This window comes from Klebsiella sp. 141251 (genome assembly GCF_050600725.1).
Lineage (GTDB): Bacteria > Pseudomonadota > Gammaproteobacteria > Enterobacterales > Enterobacteriaceae > Klebsiella > Klebsiella aerogenes.
In genome coordinates, this window is the sequence record NZ_JAQIRG010000011.1 from 94,791 (window position 1) to 113,965 (window position 19,175).

Genomic DNA, 19,175 nt, shown 5'->3' on the forward strand with positions numbered 1-19,175 from the left:
GCCTCCCCCCCATTGATGGGTAAAATAGCCGCAATTTTTCGTATTCCACATGCGCGGCCCATTGCCGCGTTTACTTAGAAGATTGAATTATGACGTTGTCTCCTTATCTGCAAGAGGTGGCCAAACGCCGCACTTTTGCCATTATTTCTCACCCGGATGCCGGTAAGACCACCATCACTGAAAAAGTGCTGCTGTTCGGACAGGCGATTCAGACCGCCGGTACCGTGAAGGGCCGTGGTTCCAGCCAGCATGCAAAATCCGACTGGATGGAAATGGAAAAGCAGCGTGGGATCTCGATTACCACCTCGGTGATGCAGTTCCCGTATCATGACTGCCTGGTTAACCTGCTGGATACCCCGGGGCACGAAGACTTCTCCGAGGATACCTACCGTACCCTGACGGCGGTTGACTGCTGTCTGATGGTTATCGATGCGGCGAAAGGCGTCGAAGATCGTACCCGCAAGCTGATGGAAGTTACCCGTCTGCGCGATACGCCGATCCTCACCTTTATGAACAAACTCGACCGTGATATCCGCGATCCGATGGAATTGCTGGATGAAGTCGAAAATGAGCTGAAAATCGGCTGCGCGCCGATTACCTGGCCTATCGGCTGCGGCAAGCTGTTTAAAGGGGTTTATCATCTTTATAAAGATGAAACTTACCTCTATCAGACCGGTAAAGGGCACACCATTCAGGAAGTGCGCGTGGTTAAGGGGCTGAATAACCCTGAACTCGATGCCGCGGTGGGCGACGATCTGGCGCAGCAGCTGCGCGATGAACTGGAACTGGTACAGGGCGCATCGAACGAGTTCGATAAGGATCTGTTCCTGGCGGGCGAAATTACTCCAGTGTTCTTCGGGACCGCATTAGGCAACTTCGGCGTGGATCATATGCTGGATGGCCTGGTGGAGTGGGCGCCGGCGCCGATGCCGCGTAACACTGATACCCGTGAAGTGACGGCCGCAGAAGAGAAATTCACCGGCTTCGTGTTTAAGATTCAGGCCAACATGGACCCGAAACACCGCGATCGCGTGGCGTTCATGCGCGTGGTTTCCGGCAAATACGAGAAAGGCATGAAGCTGCGTCAGGTGCGTATCGGCAAAGACGTGGTGATTTCCGACGCGCTGACCTTTATGGCGGGCGACCGTTCGCACGTTGAAGAAGCCTACCCGGGCGATATTATCGGCCTGCATAACCACGGCACCATTCAGATTGGCGACACCTTTACCCAGGGCGAAATGATGAAGTTCACCGGTATTCCGAACTTCGCGCCGGAACTGTTCCGTCGTATTCGCCTGAAAGATCCGCTGAAGCAGAAACAGCTGCTGAAAGGGCTGGTTCAGCTCTCTGAAGAGGGCGCGGTACAGGTCTTCCGTCCTATTGCTAATAACGATCTGATCGTCGGCGCCGTCGGCGTGCTGCAGTTCGATGTGGTAGTTGCGCGTCTGAAAAGCGAATATAACGTTGAAGCGATTTACGAATCCGTCAACGTGGCCACCGCGCGCTGGGTTGAATCAACTGACGTGAAGAAATTCGAAGAGTTCAAGCGTAAGAACGAAGTTCAGCTGGCGCTGGATGGCGGCGATAATCTGACCTATATCGCCCCGACGATGGTTAACCTGAACCTGACGCAAGAGCGTTATCCTGATGTGGTGTTCCGCAAAACGCGCGAGCACTAATATCTCTCTGGAGCGCGGCGATGCTGCGCTCCAGCCCGTTTTGTCCGCCTTCATCCTTACCATAGAAAGTTCTTAAATCTGCGCAAATCGTAGCTTTTTTATTCAAACCCTCCGCCGCATCTCCGCTCATCTACTATATTTATTAAGCACTTTTCAGAAACCTGGCTGAATAAATAGCCATTTGTTTTACCAAAGCAGACATCGTGAGGGCATACCAATGACCAGACTAAAGAGCGCCAGGCTATTGCTGCCTCTCTTCTTAGGCTCAGCGTTGATAAGCGCCTCGACCTATGCGGAAACCACCGCAACCGATAGCGCGAAGGCTGCCGCGACCAGCGCCGGAGAAAGCGTCGATAAATCGATCAACAAGGTTGGCGATTTTATGGATGACAGCACGATCACCGCCCGTGTTAAAGCGGCGCTGATTGATGACAAAAGTATCCGTAGCACCGATATCTCGGTGAAAACGGAAAACAAAGTCGTGACCTTAAGCGGGACCGTGGAGAGCGCTGAGCAAAAATCACAGGCCGTCAGCGCGGCGAAAGGCGTCGAAGGAGTGAGTTCGGTAAGCGATAAGCTGACCGTGGCGGGGGAAAAATCAGCCAGCCTGAAGGGCTATGCTGGCGACACCGCAATCACCAGCGAAGTCAAAGCCAAACTGCTGGCGGACGATATCGTTCCGTCGCGTAAGGTTACGGTGGAGACCAGCAACGGGGTAGTTCATCTCTCCGGGACGCTGGAATCCAGCAAGCAGGTCGATCGCGCGGCAGACATTGCCAAAGCGGTAACCGGTGTTAAGAGCGTGAAGAACGATCTTAAAGTGCAGTAAGGGTATTCATTAAAAGATATTCGCCAGCGGCGAGACCGCTGAGCGAGTTGTACGCAGGGTTGATGTATGCGCGGCCTGAGCGCGCAGAAAAGCGACCGTTAATCATATGGTAAGGAGAACAGTATGTTTAGATGGGGCATTATTTTTCTGATCATCGCGTTGATTGCCGCCGCATTGGGCTTTGGTGGTCTGGCGGGTACCGCGGCGTGGGCGGCTAAAATCGTCTTTGTTGTCGGTATTATCATTTTCCTGGTCAGCCTGTTTACCGGTCGAAAACGACCCTAGAGGCGATGTGCCGAAAGGCGTGAATCAATAACCGCGCAGTGATGACATAACGTCTTACATAAAGCCAGTCAATGTGACTGGCTTTTGCGGTTTCAGGGGACGACAATTTGCGTTACTTTAATGACAGAAAATAAACAAACAGGAAAGCAGGGTGGGGCAGCGCATTCCCGTGACGTTGGGCAATATTGCCCCGTTAGCGGTAAAACCCTTCCGTCCAGGCAAACTTGCTCTGGTGTGCGAAGGCGGTGGTCAGCGAGGTATTTTCACAGCCGGGGTTCTGGACGAATTCATGCGCGCCGGATTTAACCCTTTCGACCTGATGCTTGGCACTTCCGCTGGCGCGCAAAACATCTCCGCTTATATCTGTAATCAGCAGGGCTACGCCCGCAAAGTCATTACGCGTTATACCACCTCAAGGCAGTTTTTCGACCCGATGCGCTTTGTTCGCGGCGGCAATCTTATCGATCTCGATTGGCTGGTCGATTCCACTTCGCAACAAATGCCGCTGGCGATGAACTATGCCGAGGAGCAGTTTGCGCTGGGTAAAGAGCTGTGGATGTGCGCCTGCCGCGGTGACGACTACACGGCAAACTATTTTTCCCCCACCCGCCAGACCTGGCTCGACCTGATCCGCGCCTCCAGCGCCATTCCCGGCTTCTACCGTAGCGGTGTCCTGCTGGATGGCGTGAGCTACCTCGATGGCGGCGTCAGCGATGCGATCCCTGTGCAGGAGGCGGCGCGCCGCGGCGCGCAGACTATCGTGGTGATCCGTACCGTCCCTTCGCAGATGTTCTACACCCCGCAGTGGTTTAAACGAATGGAACGCTGGCTGGGAGAAAGCAGCCTGCAGCCTTTTGTGAACCTGGTACAGCACCACGAAACCACCTATCGCGCGACGCAGCAGTTTATTGAAAAACCGCCGGGTAAACTGCGGATATTCGAAATTTATCCGCAGCGGCCGCTGCGCAGTATGGCGCTTGGCAGCCGTCTGCCGGCGCTGCTGGAAGATTATAAAACCGGGCGCCAGTGCGGCCGCTACTTCCTCGCCACGGTAGGGAAACTGCTGACCGAGCAACCGCCTCTGTTACGCCATGCGCCGCGTGTGGCAAGGCCGACGCCGGTGGTGGTGCCGCCGCTGCCGGTGGCTAACGAAACGCCGCAACAGGCGATTATCACCGCGCCGCAGGCTAATGACCCCAGCTTTAATAACGAGGATCTGGCGTGACGTTACGCTTTATTGATACCCACTGTCACTTCGATTTTCCCCCGTTTACAGAGGATGAACCCGCAGGTATCGCGAGGGCGGCGCAGGCCGGCGTTGGGCGTATTATCGTGCCGTCGATATCCGCCGCGCGCTTTGCTCGCGTGCTGGCGCTGGCGGAGCAACACGAGCCGCTGTATGCCGCGCTAGGGATGCATCCTATTGTTATCGAACAGCATGATGACCGCGGATTAGCGCAACTGGAAAGCTATCTTGCACAGCGTCATCCGAAACTCGTGGCCCTCGGAGAGATTGGCCTCGATCTCTACCGTGACGATCCGCAATTCGATCGCCAGCAGGCGCTGTTGGAAGCGCAGCTGCGGCTGGCGAAGCGTTACGATTTGCCGGTGATCCTGCATTCGCGGCGCACCCACGATAAGCTGGCGATGTTGCTAAAAAAACATAACCTGCCGCGCGCTGGGGTGGTGCATGGTTTTGCCGGCAGCCTGCAGCAGGCGGAACGTTTTGTACAGCTGGGCTATAAGATTGGCGTCGGCGGCACCATTACCTATCCCCGCGCCAGCAAAACTCGTGATGTTATGGCGCGTCTGCCGCTTTCTTCGCTGTTGCTGGAAACCGATGCTCCGGATATGCCGCTCAATGGTTTTCAGGGGCAGCCGAACCGCCCGGAACAGGCGGCCCGCGTCTTTGACGCGCTATGTGAACTGCGCGCGGAACCGGCGCAGGAAATTGAAGCGGCGCTACTGGCGAATACCAAAAGCCTCTTTACCGCGCTAACCCTCTAACGCCCCCACATTCTGGACAAAATCGTCCCGGTTTTGACGGGTTGTGACAATCCCATCATTTTTGGTAAATATAAAATCTATTAAATTTCAATGCGAAAGTGTTTTTATGTCCCGGTATTGCACAATTTGTGCGCCACATCGTCGAGATAATACGTTTCGTTATGTTAGAATAATAACATCATCATGAGCTTCGATTTGCCAATTATGCTTAAACAGGACCTCACGATGAGGATCGAAGTAAATGGTAGGTAATTGTGATTTGTATCACGTTACAGTAATGCAAATTAGTAACTAGTTTTCATTAACTGTGATGAATGTCGAAGTGTAATGGCGAGCGGATGTTACAATAGTAACAGGCTCGCATGGTGAACAAACTATTGAACCGGCAACACGCCGTCGGAGTATGAAATGACTGATTTAAAAGCAAGCAGCCTGCGCGCGTTGAAACTGATGGATCTGACCACCCTGAATGATGACGACACCAATGAGAAGGTGATCGCGCTGTGCCATCAGGCAAAAACCCCGGTGGGCAATACCGCTGCAGTCTGCATTTACCCGCGTTTTATCCCGATTGCCCGTAAGACACTGAATGAGCAAGGAACACCGGACATCCGTATCGCGACGGTGACCAACTTCCCGCATGGTAACGACGATATCGATATCGCGCTGGCGGAAACCCGCGCGGCAATCGCCTATGGCGCGGATGAAGTGGATGTGGTTTTCCCGTACCGCGCGCTGATTGCTGGTAACGAGCAGGTAGGTTTTGATCTGGTGAAAGCCTGTAAAGACGCCTGTGCGGCGGCGAATGTGCTGCTGAAAGTGATCATCGAAACCGGCGAGCTGAAAGAAGAAGCGCTGATTCGTAAGGCATCTGAAATCTCTATTAAAGCGGGCGCGGATTTCATCAAAACTTCTACCGGTAAAGTGCCGGTGAATGCGACGCCGGAAAGCGCGCGCATCATGATGGAAGTCATCCGCGATATGGGCGTTGAGAAAACCGTTGGCTTCAAACCTGCCGGCGGCGTGCGCAGCGCGGAAGACGCGCAGCAGTTCCTGGCGATTGCCGATGAACTGTTCGGCGCCGACTGGGCTGATTCCCGTCACTACCGTTTTGGCGCATCAAGCCTGTTGGCTAGCCTGCTGAAAGCCCTGGGTCACGGCGACGGTAAGAGCGCCAGCAGCTACTAATCCCTTGATATGCCGGATGGTTATGCGCTTATCCGGCCTACGAATTGATGCCTGTAGGCCGGATGAGGCGTTCGCGTCGCCATCCGGCAATTGATACCATTTGGGAGGTTACCGTGTTTCTCGCACAAGAAATTATTCGTAAAAAACGTGATGGTCATGCATTAAGCGATGAAGAAATTCGCTTTTTCATCAACGGCATCCGCGATAATACTATCTCTGAAGGACAGATCGCCGCGCTGGCGATGACCATCTTCTTCCATGATATGTCTATGCCGGAACGTGTCTCGCTGACCATGGCGATGCGGGATTCAGGGACCGTTCTCGACTGGAAAAGCCTTAACCTCAACGGCCCGATCGTTGATAAACACTCGACCGGCGGCGTGGGTGACGTTACCTCGCTGATGCTGGGGCCAATGGTTGCCGCCTGCGGCGGTTACGTACCGATGATCTCCGGGCGCGGCCTCGGCCATACCGGCGGTACGCTTGATAAACTGGAAGCGATCCCGGGCTTCGATATCTTCCCGGACGACGCGCGATTCCGCGAAATTATTAAAGATGTCGGCGTGGCGATCATCGGGCAGACCAGCTCGCTCGCGCCGGCTGACAAACGTTTCTATGCCACCCGCGATATTACCGCGACGGTGGATTCCATCCCGCTGATTACCGCATCGATCCTGGCCAAGAAACTGGCGGAAGGTCTGGATGCGCTGGTGATGGACGTTAAAGTCGGCAGCGGCGCCTTTATGCCGACTTATGAGCTTTCAGAAGCGCTTGCCGAAGCGATCGTTGGCGTCTCCAACGGCGCCGGCGTGCGCACGACCGCACTGTTAACCGATATGAACCAGGTGCTGGCCTCCAGCGCAGGTAACGCCGTTGAAGTTCGCGAAGCGGTACAGTTCCTGACCGGGGAATACCGTAACCCGCGTCTGTACGACGTCACCATGGCGCTGTGCGTGGAAATGTTGATTTCCGGCAAGCTGGCGGCGGATGACGCCGAGGCGCGCGCGAAATTGCAGGCGGTGCTGGATAACGGTAAAGCGGCGGAAGTCTTTGGCCGCATGGTGGCGGCGCAGAAAGGGCCGAACGACTTTGTCGAAAACTATGCGAAATACCTGCCGACGGCAATGCTGAGCAAAGCGGTCTATGCTGAAGGCGCCGGATTTGTCTCTGATATGGATACCCGCGCGCTGGGGATGGCGGTGGTGTCGATGGGCGGCGGTCGTCGTCAGGCATCCGATACCATTGACTACAGCGTTGGTTTTACTGATATGGCGCGCCTTGGCGATAAAGTCGATGGCGAACGTCCGCTGGCGGTGATTCATGCGAAAGATGAATCCAGCTGGCAGGAGGCGGCCAAAGCCGTGAAAGCGGCAATTAAACTGGACGCTCAAGCCCCAGAAATTACACCGACGGTCTATCGCCGAATCACCAAGTAGCGATATACTGATCTGATCGCTTTTTTGCAGCGCATGATGTATGGAGAACAAGATGAAACGTGCATTTATTATGGTGCTGGACTCCTTTGGGATTGGCGCAACGGAAGACGCTGACCGCTTTGGCGATGTGGGCGCCGATACCATGGGCCACATTGCGGAAGCCTGCGCCAAAGGTGAAGCTGACAATGGTCGTAAAGGCCCGTTGAATTTACCTAACCTGACCCGCCTGGGCCTGGTGAAAGCGCATGAAGGTTCTACCGGTAAAATTGCCGCCGGTATGGACGGTAATGCTGAGGTCGTTGGCGCTTACGCCTGGGCGCATGAACTCTCTTCCGGTAAAGATACGCCGTCTGGCCACTGGGAAATCGCCGGCGTGCCGGTGTTGTTTGACTGGGGCTACTTCAGCGATCATGAAAACAGCTTCCCGCAGGAACTGCTGGATAAACTGGTTAAGCGCGCGAACCTGCCGGGCTACCTCGGCAACTGCCACTCTTCCGGTACCGTGATTCTGGACCAGCTGGGTGAAGAACATATGAAAACCGGGAAACCGATTTTCTATACCTCTGCTGACTCGGTATTCCAGATCGCCTGTCACGAAGAGACTTTCGGCCTCGACAAGCTGTATGAGCTGTGCGAAATCGCCCGTGAAGAACTGACCGAAGGCGGCTATAACATTGGCCGCGTCATCGCGCGTCCGTTTGTCGGCGACAAAGCCGGTAACTTCCAGCGTACCGGTAACCGTCACGACCTGGCGGTCGAGCCGCCGGCGCCGACCGTGCTGCAGAAGCTGGTCGACGAGAAAAACGGCCACGTGGTTTCCGTGGGTAAAATCGCCGACATCTACGCCAACTGCGGCATCACTAAGAAAGTGAAAGCCACCGGGCTGGACGCGCTGTTCGACGCGACCATCAAAGAGATGAAGGAAGCGGGCGACGAGACTATCGTCTTCACTAACTTCGTCGACTTTGACTCCTCCTGGGGTCACCGTCGTGACGTCGCGGGCTACGCGGCGGGTCTGGAACTGTTTGACCGCCGTCTGCCGGAGCTGATGGAGCTGGTTGGAGAAGACGACATTCTCATCCTCACCGCCGACCACGGCTGCGACCCGACCTGGACCGGTACCGACCACACCCGCGAGCACATTCCGGTGCTGGTATATGGCCCGAAAGTGAAACCAGGTTCGTTAGGCCACCGCGAAACCTTCGCCGATATCGGCCAGACCCTGGCGACATACTTTGGTACGTCGCCAATGGCGTACGGTAAAAACATGCTGTAATACCCGTTGTCTTTCGCGCTGTAGATGCGTTGACTTCATTCGCTCACCCCGGTCACATAGTTAATCTATGCTCCCGGGGATTCACGAATTCGTCGCCTTCCTACACCGCGAAATCTTTAGGGTATTTGAATACGTTTTGTAGGCCTGATATGGCGTAGCCGCCATCAGGCACGAACAATTTATATAAGGATAAAACGATGGCTACCCCACACATTAACGCAGAAATGGGCGATTTCGCTGACGTAGTTTTGATGCCGGGCGACCCGCTGCGCGCGAAGCACATTGCCGAAACTTTCCTTGAAGACGTGCGTGAAGTAAATAACGTGCGCGGCATGTTGGGCTTCACCGGTACCTACAAAGGCCGCAAAATCTCCGTGATGGGCCACGGTATGGGTATCCCATCCTGCTCTATCTACACCAAAGAGCTGATCACCGATTTCGGCGTGAAAAAAATCATCCGCGTTGGATCCTGTGGCGCGGTACGTGAAGATGTCAAACTGCGTGATGTGGTTATCGGCATGGGCGCGTGCACCGACTCTAAAGTCAACCGTCTGCGTTTCAAAGACCATGATTTCGCGGCGATTGCTGATTTCGGCATGGTGCGTAACGCGGTAGACGCGGCGAAAGCGCTGGGCGTTGACGCGCGCGTCGGCAACATCTTCTCTGCTGACCTGTTCTATACGCCGGACCCGTCTATGTTCGACGTGATGGAAAAATACGGCATTCTGGGCGTGGAAATGGAAGCGGCCGGCATCTATGGCGTCGCGGCGGAGTTCGGCGCGAAAGCGCTGACCATCTGCACCGTTTCCGATCATATTCGTACCCACGAGCAGACCACTGCCGCTGAACGTCAGACGACCTTCAACGATATGATCAAAATCGCGCTGGAATCCGTACTGCTGGGCGATAAAGAGTAAGGCCTGTTGTGCCGGGTGGCGGCTTCGCCTGACCCGGCCTACGGTTTCCCAGGCCCGCTAAGCGCAGCGGGCTTTTTTATTAGCGCACCGCGCCGGCCATCCACACCGACAGTTCTTTCAGTTCCGCTTCCTGCTCAGGGTAATCTCTAATCAACGCCTCACACTGCTGCTGCAGGACCTCCGCCCGATACTGACAGCCGACTAAGCGTGCCGCCAGCGCCTCCAGCGGCGCCGGATTCAGGCTATCGGTAAAAGCCTGGGCGCGGGTGATATGGCCTTTTTCTACGTCAAAATGCAGCTCGACGCCGCCCCAGCGAAAGCGCTCATCCAACAGGTGGGAGAAAGCGGGCGCCTGACCGAAGTTCCACTCCCAGCTGCTCTGGCGAGCGAAGGTCTCGGCAAAATTCGGCAGATCCGGCGTATTGTCCGGCGATATGACTTCCGCCTCTACCCGCTCGCCGTAATGGCTGAAGAATGCTTCCTGAATGGCTTCGCAAATTTGCTGATGGGTGATACCCGGCAGCAGCTCAACCAGGTTCGCTACGCGCCCGCGCACTGAGGTAATGCCTTTGGCCTGCAGCTTTTTCTTGTCCGGATTGAGGTAGTTAGCGAGACGGCTTAGGTCGGCGTTCAGTAGCAGGGTGCCGTGATGAAAACCGCGGTCCATCGTTTCTCGATAGGCGGACCCGGAAACTTTGCGGTCGCCGTTGTCGGTTTTGACCACCAGATCGTTGCGCCCGGAGGCTTCGGCCGTTACGCCGAGTGAATTCAACGCCGCCAGCACGATAGCGGTGGAGACGGTTTTGTCGTATTCCGGTTTACCCGCCATAAAGGTAAAGCAGGTGTTGCCGAGGTCGTGGAATACCGCGCCGCCGCCGCTGCTGCGCCGGGCCAGCCGCACGTTATCTTCTTCCATGCGCCGGGTATTGCACTCCTTCCACGGATTCTGCGCGCGACCAATAACGACGGTGTCGGCGTTGCGCCACAGAAACAGCACCCGTTGGGTGGCCGGCATCTGGCGGAAAATACACTCTTCGACCGCGAGGTTAAACCAGGGGTCGTAGGAGTCGGAGAGCAGCAGGCGGAGCGTCGGCATAGGATATCCTTGTCTGGTTAATCTTTATCTTCGTCCTGGACGGGCTTATTCGCGGTGAGCAGGAAGGGCGATTGCTGCCAGCGGGTACGTTTGCCCTGCAGCAACGTGCGGGTCAGCACCACGCCGATGGCCAGCGACAACAGCAGCATCAGGCGTAAGATATTGGTGGTATTATCCACCTGTTTCGCCTCGGTCGCCAACGTGTGGGTATCCAGCGTCAGGCGCAGATAGCCGACCGGGCCGTTTTTGCCGAGGATCGGCTCGACGATTTGCTGGTTAAAGTAGCCGCCGGCTTTTTTGCCATCCAGCGCCAGGCGGTCGCGCACATCAACGCTTTCGCCGGAGCGAGCCACCAAATCGCCTTGTTCATCATATACCCCGGCATCGAGCACCCGACTTTTATCCGTCAGCTGTTCCAGCAAGCGGGTAATGCGCTTTTCGTCGGGCGTTTCGCTGCGCATCAGCGGCGCCAGGTTCAGTGTAACCTGCTGCGCCAGCGTCCGCGCCAGCTCTTCCAGCTGCGGATTACGCTGCTTTTGGCTATTCTGACTGAACCACGAGGCGCCCTGCATCAGCGCGACGAGAAGCGCGAGACAGATCAGAACAATGACGGCGCGATGCAGTCGGAATTTCAGTTTTGCTCGTACCATATTCCACCTTTGAAAATTTGCAGCTTAATGTTGCCAGAAGCGCTGGTTACAAGGTAGCCTCATGCGTTATTTTCCTCGCCTGAATGAAGAGATGTGGAGCCGTAATGCCTAACAGTTTGACCTGGTGCGACCTGCCCGAAGATGTTTCCTTGTGGCCTGGGTTGCCGCTTTCCCTGAGCGGCGACGAGGTCATGCCGCTGGATTATCACGCCGGGCGCAGCGGCTGGCTGCTGTATGGTCGCGGTCTCGATAAACGTCGGCTGACGGCGTGGCAGCGCGAACTCGGCGCGGCGCTGGTTATCGTCTCTTCCTGGGTCGTGGAAGACTATCAGGTGATTCGCCTGGCGGGCTCGCTGACGCAGCGCGCCACACGCCTGGCCCATGAAGCCGGGCTGGACGTCGCGCCGCTGGGCAAAATCCCGCATCTGCGCACGCCGGGCCTGTTGGTGATGGATATGGACTCCACGGCGATTCAGATCGAATGTATCGATGAAATTGCTAAGCTTGCCGGCACCGGCGAGCTGGTTTCGGAAGTGACCGAACGCGCGATGCGCGGCGAGCTCGACTTCACCGCCAGCCTGCGCCAGCGCGTCGCCACCCTGAAAGACGCCGACGCGAACATCCTGCTGCAGGTGCGGGAAGCGCTGCCGCTGATGCCGGGGCTGACGCAACTGGTGCTGAAGCTGGAAACGCTGGGCTGGAAGGTAGCCATCGCCTCCGGCGGCTTTACCTTCTTTGCCGAATACCTGCGCGATAAGCTGCATCTCGACGCGGTATTCGCCAACGAGCTGGAAATCATGGACGGCAAGCTCACCGGCAACGTTATCGGCGACATTGTCGATGCCAAATATAAAGCCAATACTCTGCGTAAACTGGCGGAAAAATATGAGATTCCGCCGGCGCAAACCGTGGCGATTGGCGATGGCGCCAACGATCTGCCGATGATCAAGGCGGCAGGCCTCGGCATTGCCTATCATGCGAAACCAAAAGTCAATGAACAGGCGGAAGTCACCATCCGCCACGCTGACCTGATGGGGGTATTCTGTATTCTCTCCGGCAGCATGAATCAAAAGTAAGAGGTTAACGTGGCGAAAGCTCCAAAACGCGCATTTGTCTGTAATGAATGTGGTGCGGATTATCCGCGCTGGCAGGGGCAGTGCAGCGCCTGCCATGCCTGGAATACCATCACCGAGATGCGCATCGCCGCCTCGCCGCAGGTGGCGAGAAACGAGCGTCTGTCAGGCTACGCCGGTAATGCCGGCGTGTCGAAGGTACAGAAGCTATCGGAGATAAGCCTGGAGGCGCTGCCGCGTTTCTCCACAGGATTTAAAGAGTTCGACCGCGTGCTCGGCGGCGGCGTGGTACCGGGTAGCGCCATTCTAATCGGCGGCAACCCCGGCGCCGGGAAATCGACGCTGCTGCTGCAAACGCTCTGCAAGCTGGCGGAAGGAATGAAAACGCTGTACGTCACCGGGGAAGAATCCCTGCAGCAGGTCGCGATGCGCGCGCATCGTCTCGGGCTGCCGACGGCGAATCTGAATATGCTCTCGGAGACCAGCATCGAGCAAATCTGCCAGATCGCCGATGAAGAAAAGCCTCAGCTGATGGTTATCGACTCCATCCAGGTGATGCATATGGCTGATGTCCAGTCGTCGCCGGGGAGCGTGGCCCAGGTACGCGAAACCGCGGCCTATCTGACGCGCTTTGCCAAAACTCGCGGCGTGGCGATTGTGATGGTCGGCCACGTCACCAAAGACGGCTCGCTGGCCGGTCCGAAAGTACTGGAACACTGTATTGACTGCTCGGTGCTGCTGGACGGCGATGCGGATTCCCGTTTCCGCACGTTGCGCAGCCATAAAAACCGCTTTGGCGCGGTCAATGAACTCGGCGTCTTCGCGATGACCGAGCAGGGCCTGCGCGAAGTCAGCAACCCCTCCGCCATCTTCCTCAGCCGCGGCGATGAAGTCACCTCTGGCAGCTCGGTCATGGTGGTATGGGAAGGCACCCGTCCGCTGCTGGTTGAGATCCAGGCGCTGGTCGATCACTCGATGATGTCTAATCCGCGTCGCGTCGCGGTAGGTCTGGAGCAGAACCGTCTGGCGATCCTGCTGGCGGTGCTGCACCGTCATGGCGGCCTGCAGATGGCCGATCAGGACGTCTTCGTTAACGTGGTTGGCGGGGTCAAAGTCACTGAAACCAGCGCCGACCTGGCGCTGCTGCTGGCGATGGTTTCGAGCCTGCGCGATCGCCCGTTGCCGCAGGATCTGGTGGTCTTTGGCGAAGTCGGATTAGCCGGTGAAATTCGCCCGGTGCCAAGCGGCCAGGAACGTATTTCCGAGGCGGCGAAGCACGGGTTCCGTCGCGCCATCGTACCTGCGGCAAACGTGCCTAAAAAAGCGCCGGAAGGGATGCAAATCTTTGGCGTGAAAAAACTGGCCGATGCGCTGAGCGTTTTTGACGACTTATAATGATACCCGTCATACTTCAGGGTATGACGGGTATCAAACCCGAGTTTGCAGGAGGCACGCATAAACTATGTCGTCATTCGACTATCTGAAAAACGCCATTAAGCAAAAGGGTTGTACGCTGCAGCAGGTGGCGGAAGCCAGCGGGATGACCAAAGGTTATCTCAGTCAGCTATTAAACGCGAAAATCAAAAGCCCGAGCGCCCAGAAGCTCGAAGCCTTACACCGCTTCCTCGGCCTTGAATTTCCGCGCAAACAGAAAAGCGTCGGGGTGGTTTTTGGTAAATTTTATCCGCTGCATACCGGGCATATTTACCTGATTCAGCGCGCCTGTAGCCAGGTCGATGAGCTTCATATCATCATGGGTTATGACGACACTCGTGACCGCGAGCTGTTCGAGGAAAGCGCCATGTCGCAACAGCCGACGGTTCCCGATCGTCTGCGCTGGCTGCTGCAAACCTTTAAATATCAAAAAAACATTCGCATCCACGCCTTCAACGAAGAGGGGATGGAGCCGTACCCGCACGGCTGGGACGTCTGGAGCCGCGGGATCCGCGCCTTCATGAGCGAGAAAGGGATCGAACCTAACTGGATCTACACCTCGGAAGAGGCCGATGCGCCCCAGTATCTGGAGCATCTGGGGATCGAAACCGTGCTTATCGATCCGAAGCGAACCTTCATGAGTATCAGCGGCGGCCAGATCCGCGAAAACCCGTTCCGCTATTGGGAATATATTCCGACCGAAGTAAAACCGTTCTTTGTGCGTACGGTGGCGATCCTCGGCGGCGAGTCGAGCGGTAAATCGACGCTGGTGAATAAGCTCGCCAATATCTTCAATACCACCAGCGCCTGGGAATACGGCCGCGATTACGTCTTTTCACACCTCGGCGGCGATGAAATGGCGTTGCAGTATTCCGATTACGATAAAATCGCGCTGGGGCATGCACAGTACATTGATTTCGCGGTGAAGTATGCCAATAAGGTGGCGTTTATCGATACCGACTTCGTCAGCACTCAGGCCTTCTGCCTGAAGTACGAAGGCCGCGAGCATCCGTTCGTGCAGGCGTTAATCGATGAATACCGCTTTGATCTGGTGATCCTGCTGGAGAACAACACGCCTTGGGTGGCCGATGGGCTGCGTAGCCTCGGTAGTTCGGTAGATCGCAAAGAGTTTCAGACGTTGCTGGTGTCACTGCTGAAAGAAAACGGCATCGAGTTCGTCCACGTGGAAGAGTCGGACTACGACGCCCGGTTCCTGCGCTGCGTTGAGCTGGTGAAGCAGCTGATGGGCGAGCAGGGGTAGAGGCTCTGCGGGGTGAGGCCCTCACCCCGGCCCTCTCCCAATGGGAGAGGGAGCAAACATTAAAAAAGGCAACTTGCGTTGCCTTTTTGCATTTACCTTACCCTCACCCCGGCCCTCTCCCAATGGGAGAGGGAGCAAACACTAAAAAAGGCAACTTGCGTTGCCTTTTTGTATTTTATTTTGAGATACGTTTGTACTTGATACGCTTCGGCTCCAGCGCATCGGCGCCGAGGGTGCGTTTCTTGTACTCTTCGTACTCGGTAAAGTTACCTTCGAAGAACTCAACTTTACCTTCATCCTGGTAATCCAGAATGTGGGTCGCAATACGGTCAAGGAACCAGCGGTCGTGCGAGATAACCATGGCGCAGCCCGGGAACTCCAGCAGGGCGTTTTCCAGCGCGCGCAGGGTTTCGATATCCAGGTCGTTGGTCGGTTCATCGAGCAGCAGTACGTTACCGCCGACCTGCAGCAGCTTCGCCAGGTGCAGACGACCGCGTTCACCGCCGGACAGCTCGCCAACGCGTTTGCCCTGGTCGACGCCTTTGAAGTTAAAGCGGCCAACGTAGGCGCGGCTTGGCATCTCTGTGTTGCCGATCTTCATGATATCCAGGCCGCCGGACACTTCTTCCCAAACGGTCTTGCTGTTGTCCATCGCGTCACGGAACTGATCGACGGAGGCCAGCTTAACGGTTTCACCCAGCGTGATGGTGCCGGAATCAGGCTGTTCCTGGCCGGACATCATGCGGAACAGGGTAGATTTACCCGCGCCGTTCGGACCGATGATACCAACGATAGCGCCTTTCGGTACGGAGAAGCTCAGATCGTCAATCAGTACGCGGTCGCCGTAAGATTTGCGCAGATTGCTGACTTCCAGAACTTTATCGCCCAGACGCGCTCCTGGCGGAATGAACAGTTCGTTGGTCTCGTTACGTTTCTGGTATTCGACGTTGTTAAGCTCTTCAAAGCGCGCTAGACGGGCTTTGCCCTTAGACTGACGGCCTTTCGCGCCCTGGCGAACCCACTCTAGTTCTTTCTCGATAGATTTGCGGCGTGCGGCTTCCTGAGAAGCTTCCTGCGCCAGACGCTGATCTTTCTGCTCCAGCCAGGAGGAGTAGTTGCCTTCCCACGGAATACCTTCGCCGCGGTCAAGCTCGAGGATCCAGCCGGCGACGTTATCGAGGAAGTAACGGTCGTGGGTAATCGCCACTACGGTGCCTTCGAAATCGTGCAGGAAGCGCTCCAGCCAGGCGACGGACTCGGCGTCGAGGTGGTTGGTCGGTTCGTCGAGCAGCAGCATGTCTGGTTTTTCCAGCAGCAGGCGGCACAGCGCGACGCGGCGGCGTTCACCACCGGAAAGATTGGCGATTTTCGCATCCCAGTCCGGCAGGCGCAGGGCATCGGCCGCACGCTCCAGCTGCACGTTCAGGTTATGGCCGTCGTGCGCCTGGATGATCTCTTCGAACTTGCCCTGTTGCGCGGCAAGCTTATCGAAGTCGGCATCCGGCTCGGCGTATTTGGCATAAACTTCGTCCAGGCCTTTCAGCGCGTTAACCACTTCGGCGACCGCTTCTTCAACGGATTCGCGTACGGTGTGCTCCGGATTCAGCTGCGGCTCCTGCGGCAGGTAGCCGATTTTGATCCCGGGCTGCGGGCGCGCTTCACCTTCGATCTCGGTGTCGATACCGGCCATGATGCGCAGCAGGGTAGATTTACCGGCGCCGTTCAGACCGAGAACACCGATTTTCGCGCCAGGGAAGAAACTGAGGGAGATATTTTTCAAAATATGACGTTTCGGCGGAACCACTTTGCCGACACGATGCATGGTATAAACGAATTGAGCCACGTTGGACTTCGCCTCTTTCTATTCTGATAGATAGTTCAAAGGCGAAGTGTAGCCTTTTTCGCGCGGTAATCCCAGCGAGGCGACAGGATTCACAGAAGCGTAAAAAAATGTTCAGGACATGGCATGTTTTCAGTTGTCTGATTAGCATAACTAAGCAATACCTGATTTTTTTGAAGCGGCACGATGCCGCGGTGATGCACCAAACTAGAGGAAGAGCTTGTGGAAAAAGCCAAAACTACGGCATGGCGTCTTCTGGCTGCCGGCGTGAGTCTGCTGACGCTAAGCCAGCTGGCGCATGCGGATTCACTGGATGAACAGCGCAGCCGCTATGCTCAAATTAAACAGGCGTGGGACAACCGCCAGATGGATGTCGTCAACCAGTTGATGCCCACGCTCAGCAGCTATCCGCTGTATCCCTACCTGCAATATCGACAAATTACCGATGACCTGATGAACCAGCCGCCGCTGGTGGTCACTAATTTCATTGCGGCGAACCCGACGCTACCGGCGGCGCGTTCGCTGAAATCACGCTTTGTTAATGAGTTGGCGCGGCGTACCGACTGGCGAGGCTTACTGGCGTTCAGCCCGGATAAACCGGCGACAACCGAAGCGCAGTGTAACTACTACTACGCTAAACTCAGCGTCGGCCAATCGCAGGAAGCGTGGAGCGGGGCGAAAGAGCTGTGGCTGACCGGTAAGAGCCAGCCAAATGCCTGCGATCCGCTGTTTAGCGCATGGCGCGATTCCGGGCAGCAGGATCCGCTGGCTTATCTCGAACGAATCCGCCTGGCGATGAAGGCCGGCAATACCAGCCTGGTCCGCGTGCTTGCTCAGCAGATGCCGTCAAACTATCAGAGCATCTCTTCGGCAGTGGTGGCGTTGGCCAACGATCCTAATAGCGTGATGACCTTTGCCCGCACCACCGGGGCCACCGACTTTACCCGCCAGATGGCGGCGGTCGCTTTTGCCAGCGTCGCGCGTCAGGATGTGGAAAACGCCCGTCTGATGATCCCATCGCTGGTGCAGGCGCAGCAGTTGAATGAGGATCAAACCCAGGAGCTGCGCGATATCGTCGCCTGGCGCCTGATGGGCAGCGATGTGACCGAAGCGCAGGCGGAGTGGCGCGATGACGCGATCATGCGTTCGCAATCGACCCCGCTTGTGGAACGCCGGGTTCGTATGGCGCTCGGCAACGGCGATCGTCATGGGCTGAACACCTGGCTGGCGCGTCTGCCGATGGAGGCGAAAGAGAAAGACGAGTGGCGCTACTGGCAGGCGGATCTGCTGCTGGAGCGCGGGCGCGATGACGAAGCGAAAGCCATCTTGCATTCGCTGATGCAGCAGCGCGGCTTCTATCCGATGGTTGCCGCTCAGCGTCTGGGCGAAGAGTACACCTTCCGCATTGATAAAGCCTCCGGCACTATCGACCCGGCGCTGGCCTCTGGCCCTGAGATGGCGCGCGTTCGCGAGCTGATGTACTGGAACATGGACAACACCGCGCGCAGCGAATGGGCGAACCTGGTGAGCAGCCGGACCAAATCGCAGCAGGCGCAGCTGGCGCGTTACGCTTTTGATCAACACTGGTGGGATCTTAGCGTACAGGCGACGATCGCCGGTAAATTGTGGGATCAGCTGGAAGAGCGCTTCCCGCTGGCGTACAACGATCTGTTCGCGCGTTATATTAGCGGCAAAGATATTCCGCAGAGCTACGCGATGGCGATTGCGCGTCAGGAGAGCGCCTGGAACCCGAAAGTGCGTTCACCGGTCGGCGCCAGCGGCTTGATGCAGATTATGCCGGGCACCGCGACGCATACCGTTAGCATGTTCAGCATTCCTGGCTATAGCGGCCCGTCGCAGCTGCTGGATCCGGAAACCAATATCAACATTGGTACCAGCTATCTGCAGTACGTCTACCAGCAGTTCGGCAATAACCGTATTTACGCTTCCGCCGCCTATAACGCCGGGCCTGGACGCGTGCGAACCTGGCAGGGCAATAGCGCCGGGCGCATCGATGCGGTGGCATTTGTCGAGAGTATTCCGTTCTCGGAAACCCGCGGCTATGTAAAAAACGTCCTCTCTTACGATGCCTATTACCGCTACTTTATGGGCAAGCAGGATAACTTGCTGAGCGACGCCGAATGGCAACAGCGTTACTGATTGTTCGGAAGTATGTTATTCTTTGTACTCGTTGATGAGTACAT

Annotated in this window: 16 protein-coding genes; 13 read left to right on the plus strand and 3 right to left on the minus strand. The window is 56.4% G+C overall.

Translation table 11 applies throughout. The annotated features are described in order from the left end of the window. Positions 1-89: 89 nt before the first annotated feature. The 9 genes from prfC to deoD all read left to right on the plus strand — a co-directional run bounded on the left by prfC (position 90) and on the right by deoD (position 9,617). Positions 90-1,679 (plus strand): peptide chain release factor 3, encoded by a 1,590-nt coding sequence (gene prfC / locus PGR09_RS21555; protein WP_045395922.1) that lies wholly within the window; start codon positions 90-92, stop codon positions 1,677-1,679. A 217-nt stretch (positions 1,680-1,896) separates the two neighbouring features. Next, entirely contained in the window at positions 1,897-2,508 is a 612-nt protein-coding gene (gene osmY / locus PGR09_RS21560; RefSeq protein WP_020079668.1) for a molecular chaperone OsmY, read from the plus strand. A gap of 123 nt (positions 2,509-2,631) precedes the next feature. Beyond that, the gene (locus tag PGR09_RS21565) at positions 2,632-2,793 is read left to right on the plus strand and encodes a DUF1328 domain-containing protein (protein WP_015368384.1); all 162 of its coding nucleotides are present in this window, start codon (positions 2,632-2,634) and stop codon (positions 2,791-2,793) included. A gap of 151 nt (positions 2,794-2,944) precedes the next feature. Then, positions 2,945-4,018, plus strand: coding sequence for a patatin-like phospholipase family protein (locus PGR09_RS21570; protein WP_045395919.1), 1,074 nt, complete (start codon positions 2,945-2,947; stop codon positions 4,016-4,018). Next, the gene (locus PGR09_RS21575) at positions 4,015-4,800 is read left to right on the plus strand and encodes a TatD family hydrolase (protein WP_320482988.1); all 786 of its coding nucleotides are present in this window, start codon (positions 4,015-4,017) and stop codon (positions 4,798-4,800) included. The genes PGR09_RS21570 and PGR09_RS21575 overlap by 4 nt, the downstream gene beginning before the upstream one ends. A 408-nt stretch (positions 4,801-5,208) precedes the next feature. Continuing rightward, positions 5,209-5,988, plus strand: a complete 780-nt coding sequence (gene deoC, locus PGR09_RS21580; RefSeq protein ID WP_045395915.1) for a deoxyribose-phosphate aldolase — start codon at positions 5,209-5,211, stop codon at positions 5,986-5,988. A gap of 113 nt (positions 5,989-6,101) precedes the next feature. After that, complete coding sequence (deoA, locus tag PGR09_RS21585; protein WP_045395933.1) at positions 6,102-7,424, plus strand: thymidine phosphorylase; 1,323 nt, start codon at positions 6,102-6,104, stop codon at positions 7,422-7,424. A 52-nt stretch (positions 7,425-7,476) separates the two neighbouring features. Next, positions 7,477-8,700, plus strand: a complete 1,224-nt coding sequence (gene deoB / locus PGR09_RS21590) for a phosphopentomutase (protein WP_045395913.1) — start codon at positions 7,477-7,479, stop codon at positions 8,698-8,700. A gap of 197 nt (positions 8,701-8,897) precedes the next feature. After that, positions 8,898-9,617 carry a purine-nucleoside phosphorylase gene (gene deoD / locus PGR09_RS21595; protein WP_002887789.1) on the plus strand — a complete coding sequence of 240 codons (720 nt, stop codon included), beginning with the start codon at positions 8,898-8,900 and terminating at the stop codon, positions 9,615-9,617. Positions 9,618-9,696: 79 nt separating this feature from the next. Here the strand turns inward: deoD and lplA are convergent, their stop codons facing one another. Together lplA and PGR09_RS21605 are read right to left on the minus strand one after the other, a co-directional pair. Then, entirely contained in the window at positions 9,697-10,713 is a 1,017-nt protein-coding gene (gene lplA / locus PGR09_RS21600) for a lipoate--protein ligase LplA (RefSeq protein WP_047078011.1), read from the minus strand. A gap of 17 nt (positions 10,714-10,730) precedes the next feature. Beyond that, positions 10,731-11,363 carry a YtjB family periplasmic protein gene (locus tag PGR09_RS21605; RefSeq protein ID WP_015368377.1) on the minus strand — a complete coding sequence of 211 codons (633 nt, stop codon included), beginning with the start codon at positions 11,361-11,363 and terminating at the stop codon, positions 10,731-10,733. A gap of 104 nt (positions 11,364-11,467) precedes the next feature. Here PGR09_RS21605 and serB point away from each other — a divergent pair, with 104 nt between their 5' ends. From serB to nadR, 3 genes are all read left to right on the plus strand, one after another. Beyond that, on the plus strand, positions 11,468-12,439 hold the full coding sequence (gene serB, locus PGR09_RS21610) for a phosphoserine phosphatase (RefSeq protein ID WP_015704324.1): 972 nt from the start codon (positions 11,468-11,470) through the stop codon (positions 12,437-12,439). Positions 12,440-12,448: 9 nt separating this feature from the next. Then, positions 12,449-13,831, plus strand: a complete 1,383-nt coding sequence (radA, locus tag PGR09_RS21615) for a DNA repair protein RadA (RefSeq protein ID WP_015368375.1) — start codon at positions 12,449-12,451, stop codon at positions 13,829-13,831. Positions 13,832-13,898: 67 nt separating this feature from the next. Continuing rightward, a complete protein-coding gene (nadR, locus tag PGR09_RS21620; protein ID WP_045395907.1) occupies positions 13,899-15,131 on the plus strand; it encodes a multifunctional transcriptional regulator/nicotinamide-nucleotide adenylyltransferase/ribosylnicotinamide kinase NadR in 1,233 nt (410 codons plus the stop codon). A gap of 175 nt (positions 15,132-15,306) precedes the next feature. Here the strand turns inward: nadR and ettA are convergent, their stop codons facing one another. Then, complete coding sequence (ettA, locus tag PGR09_RS21625; protein WP_023291900.1) at positions 15,307-16,974, minus strand: energy-dependent translational throttle protein EttA; 1,668 nt, start codon at positions 16,972-16,974, stop codon at positions 15,307-15,309. Between the two features lie 219 nt (positions 16,975-17,193). On the opposite strand from ettA, the gene sltY reads away from it, so the two are divergent. Beyond that, positions 17,194-19,131 (plus strand): murein transglycosylase, encoded by a 1,938-nt coding sequence (sltY, locus tag PGR09_RS21630; protein ID WP_047043908.1) that lies wholly within the window; start codon positions 17,194-17,196, stop codon positions 19,129-19,131. Positions 19,132-19,175: the final 44 nt, after the last annotated feature.